Raw genomic sequence first — 16,355 nt, 5'->3', positions numbered from 1 at the left:
GCACCTCATGAGCACTGCATCCAAGCTCGCGCAGCTGCGCGAACTGTCCGTCGTCGTCGCCGATACCGGCGATTACGACGCCATCAAGCGCCTGCGTCCGGTCGACTGCACCACCAACCCGACGCTGGTGAAGAAAGCCCTCGACCTGCCGGTCTATGCCGGCCTGATCGAGCGTGAGCTGCAGTGGGGCCGCGCCCAAGCCGGTGACAAGCAGGCCATCGCCAATGCCGTGGTCGACCGCCTGACCGTCGGCGTGGGCACGATGCTGGCAGAGCTGGTGCCGGGCCGCGTGTCCACCGAGGTGGATGCCGACCAGGCCCACAACACCGAGGCCACCGTCGCCAAGGCGCGCGAGTTCATCGCCATGTACGAAGCGGCCGGTGTACCGCGCAGCAAGGTGCTGATCAAGATCGCCGCCAGCTGGGCCGGCGTGGAAGCCGCACGCGTACTGCAGGCCGAAGGCATCGACTGCAACCTGACCCTGATCTTCAACCCGACCCAGGCCCTGGCCTGCTCGGAAGCCGGCTCCTTCCTGATCTCGCCGTTCGTCGGCCGCATCCTGGATTGGTACGTGGCCAACGGCCAGACCCCGGCCAGCATTGATGAAGACCCGGGCGTGGTGTTCGTGCGCGGTGTGTTCGCCGAGTTCAAGCGTCGCGGTTCCAGCACCGTTGTCATGGGTGCGTCGTTCCGTTCGACCGCGCAGATTGAAGCGCTGGCTGGCTGTGATCGTCTGACGATCTCGCCGGATCTGCTGGAGAAGCTGGATGCTGATTTCGGTGAGCTGCCGCGCAAGCTGGTGGCCGGTGCTGCTGAAGCGGTGAACGTCGCTGCGATTGATGAAGCGAAGTTTGATGCGGATATGACCGCTGATCCGATGGCTACGGAGAAGCTGGCCACCGGTATTGAGGCGTTTGCGAAGGATCTGCAGATCTTGCGTCAGCGGATTGCTGATGAGTTGGGCGGCTGACAGCCAAAGCAATGCCCGATTACTCCCTTCTCCCGCCTGCGGGAGAAGGTGCCCCGAAGGGGCGGATGAGGGGAGCTTCTAAAGCTTTAAAAGCTTTTGCTCCACGTGCTCTAAAAGCGCCCTCACCCCAACCCCTCTCCCGCATGCGGGAGAGGGGCTTTCAGATTGCATGCTTCTTGCAGCTTTCACCACGCTTTTCGACACCCGGCTCCCTCTCCCTCGTGCCGGGGTCACCGCAGCCGGCCCCCTGTGCCTGGTTGCGGCTTTTCTCCCTCAGCGCGAAATCATCTCGATGAAACGCGCTACCCGTGTGTACGGCGGCCGCAGCAGATCACTGCCGGCCCGGCGGGTCTGCCACAACACAGGCAAGCGCTTGCTCATCGCATCGAAGCCGGCCTTGCCGTGGTACGCGCCCATGCCGCTTGCGCCAACACCGCCAAACGGCAGGCCATTGATCGCGAAGTGCAGCAAGGTGTCATTGACGGTGACGCCACCGGCAATGGTCTGGCCGACGATCTTTTCCACCGTCGCCTTGTCATGGCTGAAGGGGTACAGGGCCAAGGGCCGGTCGCGGCCATTGATGGTGGCGATGGCCTCGTCCAGCGAGCGATAGCTGCGGATCGGCAGGATAGGTCCGAAGATCTCGTCCTGCATCACCGTCGCGTCATCGCCCGGTTGCAGGATCAAGGTCGGTGGGAACAAGCGCTCGCGCCGCGACCGCTCCGCATCGATATCGGCCAACGGCAACACCTGCAAGCCGCGCGCACGCGCGTCATCCACATAACCCTGCAGGCGTTGGTACTGACCTTCGTTGATGATGCGGCTGTAATCGGCCGCATCGCTGAAGTCGCCGTAACGCAGCCGCACCTGCGTGCGCAGCGCAGCAACGAGCTCATCAACCCGCGCTTCGTCGATCAGCACATAGTCTGGTGCAATGCAGGTCTGGCCAGCATTGAACCACTTGCCGGTCGCCAGTCTTGCGGCCGCTCCATCCACTGGATAATCCGCTGCCACCAGCGCCGGCGATTTGCCGCCCAGCTCCAGGGTCAACGGCGTAAGATGCTGCGCGGCGGCCGCCATCACCTTGCGGCCAATCGCAGTGGAACCGGTGAACACCAGGTGGTCGAACGGCAGGCCGGAGAACGCAGAGGCCACACTGGCATCACCCTGCACCACCGCCACCCGATCAGCGGGAAATACCTCGGCCAACAAAGACTGCAGGAACGCTGAGCTATTCGGTGTGTGCTCGGACGGCTTGAGCATCACATGGTTGCCAGCGGCTATCGCCGTCGCCAATGGCACCAGCGCCAGATTCACCGGGTAGTTCCATGGCGAGATCACCCCGACCACGCCCACCGGCACCGGCCGCACCTGCGCCCGCGCCGGCCAGAAGCGCCAGCCCACGCCGATCCGTTCCGGCTTCATCCAGCCGCGCAGGTGCGAGAGCAGATGGTCGATCTCGCCAGTGACGGTCATGCCATCAGCGATCACCGATTCGTGTTTGGAGCGATGGCCAAAGTCGGCGGCAATCGCCTCGGTCACCTCCGGAATACGCGCTTTGAACGCGGCACGCAGACGACGCAGATCATCGCGGCGCTGCGTGTAGTCCGGTTTGTTCTGCTGCCAGGCGCTGCGCAGTTGCGTCAGCCGCTGCTGCAGCGTGTTTGAACCATCGGTCTGTGGATCCATGGTGCCTCCCCTAGATCAGCGGCCACTGTAAACCCAGCTGCGAGCCGACGTGAAGCACAGTTGGAGTGATGTGCTGCGCAAAGTCGGGAGCGAGAGCGGTGGAGCTACCCCTCCCCAACCCTCCCCTGCGCGTTGCGCAAGGGAGGGAGCGAAGCAAGTGACCTGTCAGCCCCCCGTGCACGCCGCTTTTGCCCCCTCCCTTGCGCAACGCGCAGGGGAGGGCTGGGGAGGGGTGCTCTTCGTGAGTAGTTGGTCCGTGCGCATCATCCAGAAGCCGCCCCTGCGCTTGCCTGCCCCGCGCAGTGGGTGCTAGAAGAGATCATGCAGGTTCGGCCGGTCACCGCACCGCAGAAGAGCGCTGCGATCCACCACGAGGGCATGCCGCACCATGCTGGGACGCGAACACGACATAGCAGTGAACCCCGACGCCTGCCCTGTACAGGCCAAGCGTGGCCTGCTGCAGGCACTGGACCTGCATTCGCTGTGGCGCGCCTGCGTGGATCTGATCAACCAACACCTGCCCTGCCACTCGTGCACCTTGATGTACGACATCAACGGTACCTACCAACCACAGCGCAGCCTGCATTTTCTCGGTGCCAGTGCGCCCGGCAGCGCACGCCCGTTGCGCAGCCTCGAGGTTGCCGCGCCCTATCTGCAGCGCAACCCGCGCATCGACTGGTACACGCTGTCACAGATCGCGTCCACCGACGCGCAGGCCAGGCTACGGTTGCGCGCGCAGAATCCCGCGCCCGGATGGAACGAATTCATCCACATGGCATTCTGGCGCGGTGAGGGGCTGGATGCGGTGTTGAGCATCCGCATGCAGGCCGGTCAGGAGCAGATCACCGACGCCCACCAGCAGTTCCTCGGCGAACTGCATCAGCTGATGGGCGCGGGCCTGCAGCGCGTGCGTTCGATGCGGCATGAACGTCGCAGCATCTACCAGGCGCTGCTCGACCGACAAAGCCAGGCCGACATCATCCTCGACCATGAGCTGCACCTGATCAGCCTGTCGCCTGCGGCCCAGCTGTTGTGCGCGGGCTGGCTGGACGAAGCCGGCAAGCGCCTGCGCTTCCCCGACAGCGTGGCTTCGGCATTGCGCGGCTGGCTGCGCCAGGCGAGCCAGGTCGGCGACGCTGAGCTTCCACGGGAAGCGTTGGACCTGCCAGCGGCACAGTTGCGGATCAGCCTGCAGGGTCGCTTGCAGGCGGACGGCCTCTATCCGATGTATCTGCTGCGACTGACGCCATTGCAAGCGGTGGCAACGGCGACGCCCGTGGTCACCCGGCCAATGTGGTCCAGGCTCTCGCCCACCGAAACCCGCGTCGCCGAGCTCGTGCTGGATGGCATGCGCAATGACGAGATCGCCAATCACCTGCGCCGCTCGCGCAAGACCATCGAAAGCCAGATCAGCGCGATCTACCGCAAGCTCGACGTTGGCCATCGTGCGCAGCTGGTGCGCCTGCTCAGCGTCACCGGCTGAGCAGGCGCAACAACTCAAGGCACGAACAGGAAGTAGTCATGCGCGGCACGCGCCAGCTGTGCGATGGCCGCGTCGCGCTCCTCGCTGCTGGCGCGTGACTGCACGAATACGGTAACGATGGCATGGCCGCGTCCGCCCGGCAGCGTGATCACGCCAACATCGTTGATCACATCCCCCACCGTGCCGGTCTTGTGCGCCACGGGGGTTTCCTTCGGCAACATGCCACGCAGGCGGGCGCTGCCGGTGCGGGTGTCGAGCATGATGTCCTGGAGCAGCTTGGTCGAGCCTGGCTGCAGTACGTCGCCACGCCAGACCTTCTGCAACAGGGTCGCCATCGCGCGGGCGCTGCTGGTGTCGCGCGGATCTTCATTCCAGGCATTGGTGTGGCCACGACGCAGCTCCTCGCTGCGCTCAGTGCGCGACAGTTCGGCATAGGCTGCCGGCCCCATCGGATTGGCCTGCGAGGCGTTATTGCCGCGATAGTTGGCCAGCAGTTCCCAGATGTAGCGATCGACCCGCATGCCACTGATGCCCAGCGCCTGCATGCGTGCATTGACCGCCGTGGTACCGCCGCCAAGACGGATCAGGATGTCGGTGGCGTTGTTGTCGCTGACCGTGATCATCATGTGCAGCAGATCGCGCACGGTGATGGCCGACCCGGCACTCAGGTGCAGGTCCATCGGCCCGCCCATCTCCGGATAGACATCATCTTCGTCCAGCGTCACCTGCTGTGTCAGCGTGAGCTTGCCCTCGTCCACCAGTTTGAGGATGTGCACGGCCACCGGCACTTTCATCGTGCTGGCCATGGGGAAGGCCCGGTCCGCATCGAGGTGGACGCTGCGGCCGCTTTCCAGATGGATGATGGCCGCACCCAGCCTGCCGGGCAGTTGTGCGGCAAGTCGTTGCGCTTCTACCTGCAGGCCCTGGCTGGACGCCGGTTTGGTGGCGGCCATTGCCGGCAGCAGCAGGCAGGCCAGCAGCGGCGCCAGGAGCAGCGCACGCGCGCGTGGATGCGATGGCGAGCGACGGAGGTGGTACTGGTACATGTTCAATTCCTCTGCAAAAGAAGCCCTTGAAGCGCTACGGCGACGGCCACTGTTCCTGTTGATCTGGATGATGCGTCATCCAGTGGTTCCGCGGCCAAGCGCAATCAGCATTCCGAGCGTAGCCCGGGTAAGCGCAGCGCACCCGGGAACAGGGTTCTACGGTTGTTTCGGGCGGTCCGTGAACGGCCCCGGGGCGCTGCGCTTACCCGGGCTACGGTTGTCCCAAACCTTCCTGCCTGTCGGTTCATCCCTAGAAGCGCATGCGTGCGCCAAGCGTGAAATAACGGCCGACCACATCGTAATAAGGCGAGCCGACCGCACCCAAGGGGGACTTCTTGTCGAACAGGTTGCTGATGTCGGCGTAGACCTCGACCTCGTTGTCGCCCGCCAACGCGAAACGCGCCTTGCCACCCACATCCCAATACACATAGGACGGGATGTTGCCGTTGGTCAGCACCAGCTGGTTGTTGTAGACGCCGGCCGAGATGTAACGCGCACGCGCCTGCGCAGCATAGCGATCACCACGCCAGCCGAAGGTCGCGTTTGCACGCCAGCGTGGCACACCGGAGCCGCCGGTGAGGCCCTGCGAGGTCACGTACTCGAAGGTGTTCTTGCCGTCGAAGGTGGTGAGGTTGTCGGTCCAGGTCGCCAGCACGCGGGTGTGGAAGTTGCCCGACATCGCCGGGAACAACTTCGCCGCCTGCAGGTTGTAAAGCAGGTCCAGATCGACACCATTGGTACGGTACTCGGCCAGGTTGACGTAGTTGGAGTTGATCCGCTCGATCTCGCCGTTGCCATCGCGCTGGATGCGCCCACACATGGCCTGGTTGCCGGCGATGCAACGCAGCACCGTTTCCTGCGCCGACACCTGGGTGATCACGTCCTTGATCTCGATGTCGAAGTAATCCACCGACATGATCAGTCCCGGCACGCTGGCCGGCGCCCAGGTGAAGCCGGCGGTCAAGGTGTCGGCCTTCTCCGGGTCCAGCAGCGGATTGCCGCCGCCAATCACCAGCGCACTGATCGAGGTGCCGGTCAGCGGATCGCTGATGGTCGACCAACCGGTGGTGCTGGTGGTGTACATCTCCGACAGGTTGGCCGAGCGGATATCGCGCGAGCGGGTGAAGCGGCCACGGAAGCCGTCGAAGAACTCGTTGGTCATGCCGTACTTCCACGACCAGATCGCACCGGAGCTGTTGTAGTCGCTGAAGCGCGCCGCCGCATTGACCTGCAGGTCACGCAGCACCGGCATGTCACGCAACAGCGGTGCGGCCACTTCGGCGAAGGCTTCGCGGACCTGGAAGCTGCCGGCCATCGGCGAGGAGCTCCAGGTACTGAACGACTTGGTCAGGTCCTGCGCACCCACCTTCTGGTCGATCTGTTCCTTGCGCGCTTCCAGCCCCATCGCCACCGAGACTTCGCCGGCCGGCAACGAGAACGGCTCGCCACGCAGGTCCAGGCCGGCGGCATCGAGCTTGGTATTGGTCATGCGCTTGGGCGTACCGGTGACATAGGCAGCTGCCTCGGCCGAGGGTGCGCCATGGCCGATCAGGTTGATCGGCACGCAACCGGAGTTGGGGTTGGTCAGGGTCACCCGGCATACCGGCTTGCCGCTGACCGGATCAATCACCGCATCCACTGCGTCGCGGTAGTTGCTGGTCAGCAGGAAGCCCGGCGCGGCCAGATCGGACTGGTTGTCGCCGTGGCTGTAGTAGCCGCTCCAGCGCCAGTTGTCGCCGACCACGCCATCCAGCGCCGCAGTGAACTGGGTGGTGCGGCGGTCGTAATCGATATCGGGAAAGGCAAATTCGCTGTTGAAGCGACCAAGCCCAAAACTGGTTTCGCCTGCGGCCAGCAATGCATCACGCACGGCTGTGGGCAGGAAGGCGTTGTCCACACTGATCTTCAAGCCGGTGCCACGGTTGTGGTCGCCGAACCATGGGAAGCGGTTCCAGCTGCGCGAGTGGCGCACGTCCATGGTCAGGCTGGTGTTGTCGGTGAGGTTCCACGACAACCTTCCCAGCACGTTGTAGCGGCGCTGTGGCGTCATCAGTGAGCTGATGTCGTCATTGCTCGGACTCTCACCACCCTGGATCAACGAGGCACCGGTATAGCCTGGGAACGGCCGCAGGCTGCCATCCGGATTGAAGGCCTGCCCGGCCAGCACACCGGTGGTGATCAAGCCGCCGATCGCGGCATTGCCGTAACCCACGTTGTCCTTCATCGTGAACGTGCCATCGCCATTGGACAGCTGCGCGGTGCGGCCCAGCCATGGACGCGATGACTTAGGCAGGATGCCGTCGTTGTTCAGCGCCTCGCCGCCGATGACGATGTGGCCGCGGCCCTGTGCGATCTCGAAACCGGTGGCGGCCGAAATGTATTGCTTCTGGTTGTCCGAGCGCGAGGACATGCCGCCCTGCACGTCGATCCTGGTGCCTACCAATTGGCTGTCCAGCTGCACGTTGACCACACCGGCAACCGCGCCCGAGCCCCAGGCGGCGGAGGCACCGCCGGTCACCACGTCCACGCCGCTGATCAGGATCGAAGGAATGCTGGCCAGGTCGTTGTCACTGGAGAAGCGCCGTCCATCCAGCAGCACCAGGGTGCGGCTGACGCCGAGGCCACGCAGGTCGACCGGCGCCCGTGCCGCATCCACGCCGGTGGTATGGGTCTGCGGCGACACCGTGCCGCGGAACTGCGGCAGGTCGTTCAGCGCGGCGGCGATATTGGTGTGGGTGGAGAGCTGCAGGTCCTCCGGTGTCACCTTCACCGTCGGCGTCGGCGCGTTGAAGCCCGGCCGGTCGATGCGCGAGCCAGATGCGGTGACGTTGACGCTGCCGATATCCACCACCTTGTCAGTGGTCTGGTCAGGCTTGGCATCGACCGCTTGGGCGAAGGCACTGGGCAGGCTGCCGGCGATGATCAGGGCGATGCCCGTGGACAACGTGGTTCTGGCGATACGGCGCGGCATACGGTTCCTCGCAGAAGGCTGGAAGTGGAACGGCTGACCTGACAATGCGGACCCTCACCCACATCTTAGGAAGCCACCTTCCCGCCCCGCATCAGGGAAAACCCCGATACCAACCGCTCAAACGACAACGGCCAGCACAGGGCTGGCCGTTGTTTCAAACGTTACCAATGCTTAGTGCGACGAGGCCTTGCTCGCACCAATGCCGGTCTCGGCGCGCACTTCCTGTGCCGGGTAGGCGGCACGCTCGGCCTGTGCGTTCTTGCTCTTGTCGGTGATCGAGAAGAACCAGATGGCGACGAAAGCAATCGTCATCGAGAACAGGGCCGGGCTGGTGTACGGGAACGGCGCACTGCCGGCCGCGTTGCCCAGCGTGTCCACCCACACCGACGGCGACAGCAGGGTCAGGATCAGCGACGAGGCCAGGCCCAACGAACCACCAATCACCGCACCGCGGGTGGTGCAGTCCTTCCACAGCAGCGACAGGATCAGCACCGGGAAGTTCGCCGATGCAGCGATGGCGAAGGCCAGCGACACCATGAAGGCCACGTTCTGCTTCTCGAACACGATACCCAGCAGCACCGCGATCACGCCCAACGCCAAGGTGGTGATGCGCGAGACACGCAGCTCCGAGCCCGGTGCCGGGTTGCCCTTCTTGAACACCGTGGCATACAGGTCATGCGACACCGCCGATGCACCGGACAGCGTCAGGCCAGCAACCACGGCCAGGATGGTGGCGAAGGCCACGGCCGAGATGAAGCCCATGAACATATTGCCGCCAACGGCCTTGCCGACCAGCACGGCTGCCATGTTCGGGCCGCCCTGGATGGTGCCGGTGACCGGATCCGCATACTCCGGATTGGTCAGCACCAGGGCGATCGCACCGAAGCCGATGATGAAGATCAGGATGTAGAAGTAGCCGATCCAGGTGGTTGCCCACAGCACCGACTTGCGTGCCTGCTTTGCATCGGGAACGGTGAAGAAGCGCATCAGGATGTGCGGCAGGCCGGCGGTACCGAACATCAGTGCCATGCCGAACGAGATTGCCGAGATCGGATCCTTGACGAAGCCACCTGGCCCCATGATCGCCAGGCCGGTACTGGCCGCTTCCTCGGCACTCTTGCCGCCGTTGGCTGCGATCTGGGTCTTGACCCGCACCGCCTCGGTGAACAACGCCTCGAAGCTGAAGTTGAAGTGCCACATCACCATCACGGCCATGAAGGTCACGCCCGACAGCAACAGGCAGGCCTTGATGATCTGCACCCAGGTGGTGGCAGTCATGCCGCCGAACAGCACGTAGACCATCATCAGCACGCCGACCAGCGCCACTGCGATCCAGTAGTCCAGGCCGAACAGCAGCTTGATCAGCGCACCGGCACCCACCATCTGTGCGATCAGGTAGAACAGCACCACCACCAGCGTGCCCGATGCCGCGAACATGCGGATGGGCTTGGCCTGGAAGCGGTAGCCGGCGACGTCGGCGAAGGTGAAGCGGCCGAGGTTACGCAGGCGTTCTGCCATCAGGAAGGTCAGGATCGGCCAACCGACGAGGAAGCCCAGTGCATAGATCAGGCCGTCGTAACCATTGGTCATCACCGCGGCGGTGATGCCTAGGAACGAGGCTGCCGACATGTAGTCACCGGCAATGGCCAGACCGTTCTGGAAACCGGTGATGCCGCCACCGGCAGTGTAGAAATCGGACGCCGACTTGGTGCGGCCAGCGGCCCACTTGGTGATGCCAAGCGTGAACACCACGAAGGTCGCGAACATGATGATCGCGGTCCAGTTGGTCGGCTGGCGCACGGTCTGGCCGATGTCGCCACCGGCGGCCATGGCCGCACCGCTGGCGATCAGCAGGCCCAGCAGTGCACCGGTTCGCAGGAAGGAGTGGGTCATTGTGCTTCCTCCACGATTTCTGCGGTCAACTTGTCGAATTCCTTGTTGGCGCGGCGCACGTAGAAGCCGGTGATGACGATGGTGAACACCATCAAGCCCAAGGCGATCGGAATACCAACGGTGGTGATCTTGCCGGGGCCGATCGGCGTGGCCAGGAAGGCCTTGTCGAAGGCGATCAGGCCGATATAGCCGTAGTAGCCCAGCAACATCAGGATGGTCAGGAACCAACCCAGCTTGTTGCGCGAGCTGCGCAGCCGTTGGTATTTCGGGTTGGAGGCGATCCGCTCTACACGGGGATCGACGGAAGCATTCATCGGAATTCTCCAGGCGTTGGGAATACGAACGCCATGGCATGCGGAGATGCCTTGACGGTCACATGAGTGCTCCCCGTGGGGGTAGGGAGATGGGGCGTACTACGTTTTCAGGCGCACCAGCGGCGCTACTGCAGCGCCGCTGGCGGATGGGTCAGAAGCTGTACTTGGTGGTGAACTGCAGGCGGCTGATATCGCCCTTCTTGCCGTTCTCGATCTCGCGCACGCCGTACATCAACTCGGCACCGACATCGACCTTGGGCATCGGCGTGTAGAAGATGTTGCCGCGGATCGACTGCACGCTCTTGGTCACCAGGTCACCGGTGATGGAGGCGTTGTTGTCGTAGTCGCTGCGGGCGTAGATCAGGTTGGTGCGCAGCTTCGGGCTGAAGGCATGGCGCCAGCCGACATAACCGGCAACCACGCCGGTCGGGTCGATCTCGTCGCGGAGCGCGTCATAACCGCTGTCGGCGGTGATGCCAAGACCGATATAGCGGGAAATGCCTTCGCCACCGGTCAGCTGGTAATGCAGGGTATCGGCATCGCCCATCAGCCACTTGCCGCCAAGGGTGATGCCGCCGGCCACCTTGCTGGCATCAGCACCGGTGGTCTGGTTGTCGAGCTTGAGCTGGCGCACCAGACCGGCGACGCCGAAGGTGCCCCAATCGCCCTTCCAACCGTAACGCACGGTCAGGTCGGGCAGCGAGCCACGGTCGGAGTTGGCAACCGCCGGCACGTTCCACTTGTTGGTGACCGGGTTGAAGGTGCCGGTAAGCGTGGTGGTTTCCGGATTTTCCAGGGCAACACTCAGGCCGCCATTGGTGTAGCGGATCTGCGCCTGGCGCACGAATACCACGCCATCGGTGGGGCCGACGAAGTCAGCCGCTTCCGGAATCGAGGCCGCGTCCATGAAGTTGGACCAGGTCTGGCCGGCCAGCCAGTTGTTCCAGTACATATAGGCGTGGCGCAGAGTGACGCCATAGGTATTGGTCGCGGTCTGGTTGCCCAGCGAATTGCCGAAGAAATCCATCTCGACCATGGCGCCGGCCTTGTCGCCGTTCTCGGCGACATGGTCCACGCCCAGGTTGAAGCGCGAGAACTTGGCGTGGGCGTTGTAGTCCACGTCCGAAGCCTTGCCCGAACCACCGGCGCCATGCACCGGGGTCTGGCCCGGCAGATACAGCGCGCGGCCGGTGGCATCGTCAGCCAGCTGGCCATCACCGGTACGCGTGGCAAGGAAATCGGCCTTGATGAAGCCGCCCACCTTGAAGGTGGTGCCCGCGGTCGCGCCCGGGGTGATGCTGGTGACCTGGATCGGCTGCTTGCCGGCCGGCACCGCCGGTGCGGCAGCGCGCTCGGCCTGCGCAGTACGGACCTGCACCACTTCACTCTGGGTCTGGGCGATGGCGCCCTGCTGTTGCTGCTGGGTGGACAGCAGCAGCTGCACCTGCCGTTCAAGATCGGCGACGCGTGCTTCCAGCGCCTTCTCTTTTGCGGTCTCGGCAAAGGCCATGCCCGGCGCAACCAGCGCGACAAACAGCGCGGCAGCGAGTGGCCGGCGGGCCGTTTTCAACATGTTTCGATTCATTGGGACTGCCTCTCTCCAGGCTGGCGAACGGGCCGCACCGGTTGCACGGTCGCAGCCAGCGTGCGCGGGCCAGGTGGCGGGCGGCTATTCGCCATTAGTCGTAAGCAGGCGTCTGTTCGACCATCGTCTAACAAAGGGGGCAGCGCGATGGGGGGTGGATGCGGCACACTTGGGGTGTCCGCCTCTGTCCCTCGACAGAGCGCATTCATTGGTTACAAGTGCAAAGGTGAGGGTTGCCATGACTGATGTATATCCCGTTGATTCCGCGTTCGCCGAGAAGGCACGGATCGACAAGAACACGTACCAGCAGCTGTACCGCGAATCGGTCGAAAACCCCGATGCATTCTGGGCAAAGGCCGCCGAGCGCCTGGATTGGTTCAAGAAGCCGACCAAGATCAAGAACGTCAGCTACCAGCTCGACGATTTCCGCATCAAGTGGTTCGAGGACGGCGAGCTCAATGTCAGCGTCAACTGCCTGGACCGGCAGCTGGCCACGCGCGGTGACAAGACGGCGATCCTGTTCGAGCCCGATGGCCCGGACAGCCCGGCGCAGAAGGTCACTTATCGCGAACTGTACGAACGCGTATGCCGCTTGGGCAACGCGCTGCGCAACCTCGGCATCAAGAAGGGTGACCGCGTCACCATCTACCTGCCGATGATCGTCGACGCCGCGGTGGCGATGCTGGCCTGCGCCCGTGTCGGTGCCATCCACTCGGTGGTGTTCGGTGGCTTTGCCGCCAACTCCATCGCCGACCGTGTCGGCGACTGCGCCAGCAAGCTGATCATCACCGCCGACGAAGGCCTGCGTGGTGGCAAGAAGGTGCCGCTGAAGGCCAACGTCGATGCCGCGCTGAAGCTGCCCGGCACCAATACCGTGGAAACCGTGCTGGTGGTGCGCCACACCGGTGGCGCGGTCGACATGCAGGCGCCGCGTGACCGCTGGTTCCACGACGTGGTGGACACCCAGCCGGCCGAGTGCGAACCCGAGCGCATGAACGCGGAAGATCCGCTGTTCATCCTCTACACCTCCGGCTCCACCGGCAAGCCCAAGGGCGTGCTGCACACCAGCGGTGGTTACCTGCTGTATGCGGCCTATACCCACGAAGCCGTGTTCGACCTGCGCGAGGACGACATCTACTGGTGCACCGCCGACGTCGGCTGGGTCACCGGCCACAGCTACATCGTCTACGGCCCGCTGGCCAACGGCGCCACCTCGGTGATGTTCGAGGGCGTGCCCAACTACCCGAACACCTCGCGCTTCTGGGATGTGATCGACAAGCACCAGGTCACCATCTTCTACACCGCGCCCACCGCCATCCGTGCGCTGATGCGCGAAGGCGAGGAGCCGGTCAAGCGCACCTCGCGCAAGAGCCTGCGCCTGCTCGGCAGCGTGGGTGAGCCGATCAATCCGGAAGCCTGGCGCTGGTATTACGACGTGGTTGGCGATGCACGCTGCCCGATCGTGGACACCTGGTGGCAGACCGAAACCGGTGGCATCCTGATTTCGCCGCTGCCGGGTGCCATCGACCTGAAGCCGGGCTCGGCCACGCTGCCGTTCTTCGGCGTGCAGCCGGCCCTGGTCAGCGCCGATGGTGAGCCGCTGGAAGGCGCCACCGAAGGCAACCTGATCATCCGCGACTCCTGGCCGGGCCAGATGCGCACCGTCTACGGTGACCACCAGCGTTTCATCGACACCTATTTCCGTACCTACCCGGGCAGCTACTTCACCGGCGACGGTTGCCGCCGCGATGAAGACGGCTATTACTGGATCACCGGCCGCGTCGATGACGTGATCAACGTCTCCGGCCACCGCATTGGCACCGCCGAAGTGGAAAGCGCGCTGGTCTCGCACCCGAAGGTGGCCGAGGCGGCCGTGGTCGGCTTCCCGCACGAGATCAAGGGCCAGGGCATCTATGCCTATGTCACCCTGATCGCCGGCGAAGCACAGACCGACGAGCTGCTCAAGGAACTGGTGACCTGGGTACGCAAGGAGATCGGCCCGATCGCTGCGCCGGACCACCTGCAGTGGGCACCGGGCCTGCCCAAGACCCGCTCGGGCAAGATCATGCGCCGCATCCTGCGCAAGATCGCCGAGAACGCGCCGGACCAGCTTGGCGACACCTCGACCCTGGCCGATCCGTCGGTGGTGGCGTCGCTGGTGGAAGAGCGCAAGGTCCGCTGAAGGAACAACCAGGAGTGAGTGATGAGGAGCGAGGAGTGAGTGACGGCAACCGCAAGTGCAGCCGGCACCTTCACTCCTCCTTCTGCACCGATGCTCGGCTGTCCTGCCCGTTGCAACAGCGGTAGCATCGGGCAGGACGATCCAAGCTCTCACTCCTGACTTCTCATCACTCACTACTCGCCCCATGCCTACCCTCCTCATTGCCGACGACCATCCGCTGTTCCGCGAAGCCCTGAAGGGCGCGGTGCAACGCGTCATTCCCGGCGTGCAGCTGATGGAGGCCGACAGCGTCGAAGCACTGTACGCACTGGCCGAACAACACCCCGATGCCGACCTGGTGTTGATGGACCTCAACATGCCGGGCGCGCAAGGCTTCAATGCGCTGGTGCACCTGCGTTCGCTGCATCCGCAGTTGCCCATCGTGGTGGTGTCCGCACGCGAGGAAGCCACGGTGATGCGGCGTGCACTGGACCATGGCGCCTTCGGCTTCATCCCCAAGTCCGCCGATTCGGACACCATCGGCCATGCGCTGGGCACCATCCTCGATGGCGAGCGCTGGGCACCGGCGGAGGCGCACAACGTGCCGCCGACCCCGAATGAAGAACGCGAAGTCGGCCAGCGCCTGCGCGAACTGACCCCGCAGCAGTTCCGTGTCCTGCAGATGCTCGGCGTGGGCCGCCTGAACAAGCAGATCGCCTATGACCTGGGCGTCTCCGAGGCCACCATCAAGGCCCATGTCACCGCCATCCTGCGCAAGCTCGGCGTCACCAACCGTACCCAGGCGGTGCTGATGGCCGGCAAGCTGGCCATCGACGACGACACCATCGTGTTGCCGCCGGAAGAAGACTGAGCTGCCGCAGAAGCGAAAAGCCCTCGTGGGAGCGGCGTAAGCCGCGAGGCCAGCGAGACTGCAGATAGCGGGAATTCCAAGCAGCCGCAAACAGCCAGATTTCTGAATGGCAATGTGTCCAGCAGCCTAAATCTACCGGCTTCGCGGCTTACGCCGCTCCCACAAACAGTCCAAGCAGCCGCATGGCCCTGCAGGACAGCCCTCTTTTTGTAGGAGCGGCGTAAGCCGCGAAGCAAATGATCCTTCAGATAGCGTGCTCGAGGCCTCTCCACGCAATCCTCAAACAGCCGGATTTCTGAATGGCGTTGTGTCCGGCGACCAAAATCCACCGGCTTCGCGGCTCACGCCGCTCCTACAAACACGGTGGCCTGCCATCGCTGCAGCTTGCTGCTACAATCCGCGCTCCCTTGGGGAGTAGCCTGCTTCCAGCAATGGAAGCGCCCACATCAACATACTCGGCCACTGCGCCGTGGTGTGGGCAGCCAGACCCGGTTGGCGAGACCAGCGGCATGCGTGCGCAACTTTGGTTGGGCGCGGCGCATGCCGTTCGTGTCCGCCCGACCAGGTAATCCTGATGTCTCCCATTTCCATTGTTCTGATCGGCTTCGCCATGTCCACCGACGCCTTCGCTGCGGCGGTTGGCAAGGGCGCTGCCATGCGCAAGCCACGCCTGCTCGACGCCCTGCGCGCGGGCTTGATCTTCGGCGTGATCGAAGCCCTCACCCCCCTCATCGGCTGGCTGCTGGGCCGCGCTGCGTCGCAATACGTGCAGGCCTTCGATCACTGGATCGCGTTCGGCCTGCTTGGCGTACTGGGCGCGCACATGATCTTTGCCGGCCTGAAGCCCGATGATGAAAGCGAAGACGAGGGTGCCGGCGACGCCAGCGGCGAACAGCACAAGAGTTTCTGGACCCTGGCCGCGACCGGCTTCGCCACCAGCATCGATGCGATGGCGATCGGCGTGGGCCTGGCCTTCCTTGATGTGCACATCGGCGTGGTGGCTCTGGTGATCGGCCTGTGCACGATGACCATGGTGACCATCGGCATCATGCTTGGCCGTGCCTTGGGTTCCTTGGTTGGCAAGCGCGCGGAGATCATTGGCGGCGTGATCCTGATCATCATCGGCTGCGCGATTTTGTACGAGCATCTGACGGCCGCGGCGGCTGTGGTCGGAGCGGCGTAAATCGCGAAGCCGGCACGCCATTTGTAGAGCGCAGCCATGCTGCGCTGGGGCATTACCGGTAAGGCCGCTGCCGAGCATGGCTCGGCACTACAGATCTAGCCCCTCTCCCGCGTGCGGGAGAGGGGTTGGGGTGAGGGCGGCTTTTCGCTGGTGAAGCCCTGCCGAGCATGGCTCGGCACTACAGTTCTG

General features: G+C 64.2%; 11 protein-coding genes and 1 riboswitch. Of the genes, 5 read left to right on the top strand and 6 right to left on the bottom strand.

Translation table 11 applies throughout. From position 1 onward, the window contains the following. Positions 1-7 precede the first annotated feature (7 nt). Entirely contained in the window at positions 8-970 is a 963-nt protein-coding gene (locus tag ACVOLQ_RS04260; protein ID WP_481527194.1) for a transaldolase, read from the top strand. Positions 971-1,243: 273 nt separating this feature from the next. Here the strand turns inward: ACVOLQ_RS04260 and ACVOLQ_RS04255 are convergent, their stop codons facing one another. After that, positions 1,244-2,659 (bottom strand): coniferyl aldehyde dehydrogenase, encoded by a 1,416-nt coding sequence (locus ACVOLQ_RS04255; RefSeq protein ID WP_481527193.1) that lies wholly within the window; start codon positions 2,657-2,659, stop codon positions 1,244-1,246. A gap of 388 nt (positions 2,660-3,047) precedes the next feature. Here ACVOLQ_RS04255 and ACVOLQ_RS04250 point away from each other — a divergent pair, with 388 nt between their 5' ends. Continuing rightward, positions 3,048-4,142 (top strand): helix-turn-helix transcriptional regulator, encoded by a 1,095-nt coding sequence (locus ACVOLQ_RS04250; protein ID WP_481527192.1) that lies wholly within the window; start codon positions 3,048-3,050, stop codon positions 4,140-4,142. 14 nt (positions 4,143-4,156) lie between these two features. Here the strand turns inward: ACVOLQ_RS04250 and bla are convergent, their stop codons facing one another. The 5 genes from bla to ACVOLQ_RS04225 form a co-directional block, all read right to left on the bottom strand. After that, complete coding sequence (gene bla / locus ACVOLQ_RS04245; protein ID WP_481527191.1) at positions 4,157-5,188, bottom strand: class A beta-lactamase; 1,032 nt, start codon at positions 5,186-5,188, stop codon at positions 4,157-4,159. A gap of 250 nt (positions 5,189-5,438) precedes the next feature. Next, a complete protein-coding gene (locus ACVOLQ_RS04240) occupies positions 5,439-8,159 on the bottom strand; it encodes a TonB-dependent receptor plug domain-containing protein (protein ID WP_481527190.1) in 2,721 nt (906 codons plus the stop codon). Positions 8,160-8,330: 171 nt separating this feature from the next. Beyond that, positions 8,331-10,052 carry a cation acetate symporter gene (locus ACVOLQ_RS04235; RefSeq protein WP_313172747.1) on the bottom strand — a complete coding sequence of 574 codons (1,722 nt, stop codon included), beginning with the start codon at positions 10,050-10,052 and terminating at the stop codon, positions 8,331-8,333. Then, on the bottom strand, positions 10,049-10,366 hold the full coding sequence (locus tag ACVOLQ_RS04230) for a DUF485 domain-containing protein (protein WP_313172749.1): 318 nt from the start codon (positions 10,364-10,366) through the stop codon (positions 10,049-10,051). The genes ACVOLQ_RS04235 and ACVOLQ_RS04230 overlap by 4 nt, the downstream gene beginning before the upstream one ends. 151 nt (positions 10,367-10,517) lie before the next feature. Next, positions 10,518-11,951, bottom strand: a complete 1,434-nt coding sequence (locus ACVOLQ_RS04225) for a DcaP family trimeric outer membrane transporter (protein WP_481527189.1) — start codon at positions 11,949-11,951, stop codon at positions 10,518-10,520. Positions 11,952-12,189: 238 nt separating this feature from the next. Here ACVOLQ_RS04225 and acs point away from each other — a divergent pair, with 238 nt between their 5' ends. The 3 genes from acs to ACVOLQ_RS04210 all read left to right on the top strand — a co-directional run bounded on the left by acs (position 12,190) and on the right by ACVOLQ_RS04210 (position 16,166). Continuing rightward, positions 12,190-14,133, top strand: coding sequence for an acetate--CoA ligase (gene acs, locus ACVOLQ_RS04220; protein WP_481527188.1), 1,944 nt, complete (start codon positions 12,190-12,192; stop codon positions 14,131-14,133). 184 nt (positions 14,134-14,317) lie between these two features. Beyond that, entirely contained in the window at positions 14,318-14,983 is a 666-nt protein-coding gene (locus tag ACVOLQ_RS04215) for a response regulator transcription factor (protein ID WP_481527187.1), read from the top strand. Positions 14,984-15,385: 402 nt separating this feature from the next. Next, positions 15,386-15,548, top strand: a riboswitch (yybP-ykoY riboswitch). A 9-nt stretch (positions 15,549-15,557) separates the two neighbouring features. Beyond that, positions 15,558-16,166, top strand: coding sequence for a manganese efflux pump MntP (locus ACVOLQ_RS04210; protein WP_481527186.1), 609 nt, complete (start codon positions 15,558-15,560; stop codon positions 16,164-16,166). The last annotated feature ends 189 nt before the right edge of the window (positions 16,167-16,355 follow it).

Source organism: Stenotrophomonas sp. STEN031, assembly GCF_056759975.1.
Note: the sequence above shows the minus strand (reverse complement) of the source record. Positions and strands in the feature narration are given on the sequence as shown.

Excerpts from the sequence above, each read along its gene's own strand:
- ACVOLQ_RS04215 (WP_481527187.1), top strand. The coding sequence starts at position 14,318 with ATGCCTACCCTCCTCATTGCCGACGACCATCCGCTGTTCCGCGAAGCC.
- ACVOLQ_RS04255 (WP_481527193.1), bottom strand. The coding sequence starts at position 2,659 with ATGGATCCACAGACCGATGGTTCAAACACGCTGCAGCAGCGGCTGACG.
- ACVOLQ_RS04235 (WP_313172747.1), bottom strand. The coding sequence starts at position 10,052 with ATGACCCACTCCTTCCTGCGAACCGGTGCACTGCTGGGCCTGCTGATC.
- acs (WP_481527188.1), top strand. The coding sequence starts at position 12,190 with ATGACTGATGTATATCCCGTTGATTCCGCGTTCGCCGAGAAGGCACGG.
- bla (WP_481527191.1), bottom strand. The coding sequence starts at position 5,188 with ATGTACCAGTACCACCTCCGTCGCTCGCCATCGCATCCACGCGCGCGT.
- ACVOLQ_RS04260 (WP_481527194.1), top strand. The coding sequence starts at position 8 with ATGAGCACTGCATCCAAGCTCGCGCAGCTGCGCGAACTGTCCGTCGTC.
- ACVOLQ_RS04225 (WP_481527189.1), bottom strand. The coding sequence starts at position 11,951 with ATGAATCGAAACATGTTGAAAACGGCCCGCCGGCCACTCGCTGCCGCG.
- ACVOLQ_RS04230 (WP_313172749.1), bottom strand. The coding sequence starts at position 10,366 with ATGAATGCTTCCGTCGATCCCCGTGTAGAGCGGATCGCCTCCAACCCG.
- ACVOLQ_RS04210 (WP_481527186.1), top strand. The coding sequence starts at position 15,558 with ATGTCTCCCATTTCCATTGTTCTGATCGGCTTCGCCATGTCCACCGAC.
- ACVOLQ_RS04240 (WP_481527190.1), bottom strand. The coding sequence starts at position 8,159 with ATGCCGCGCCGTATCGCCAGAACCACGTTGTCCACGGGCATCGCCCTG.
- ACVOLQ_RS04250 (WP_481527192.1), top strand. The coding sequence starts at position 3,048 with ATGCTGGGACGCGAACACGACATAGCAGTGAACCCCGACGCCTGCCCT.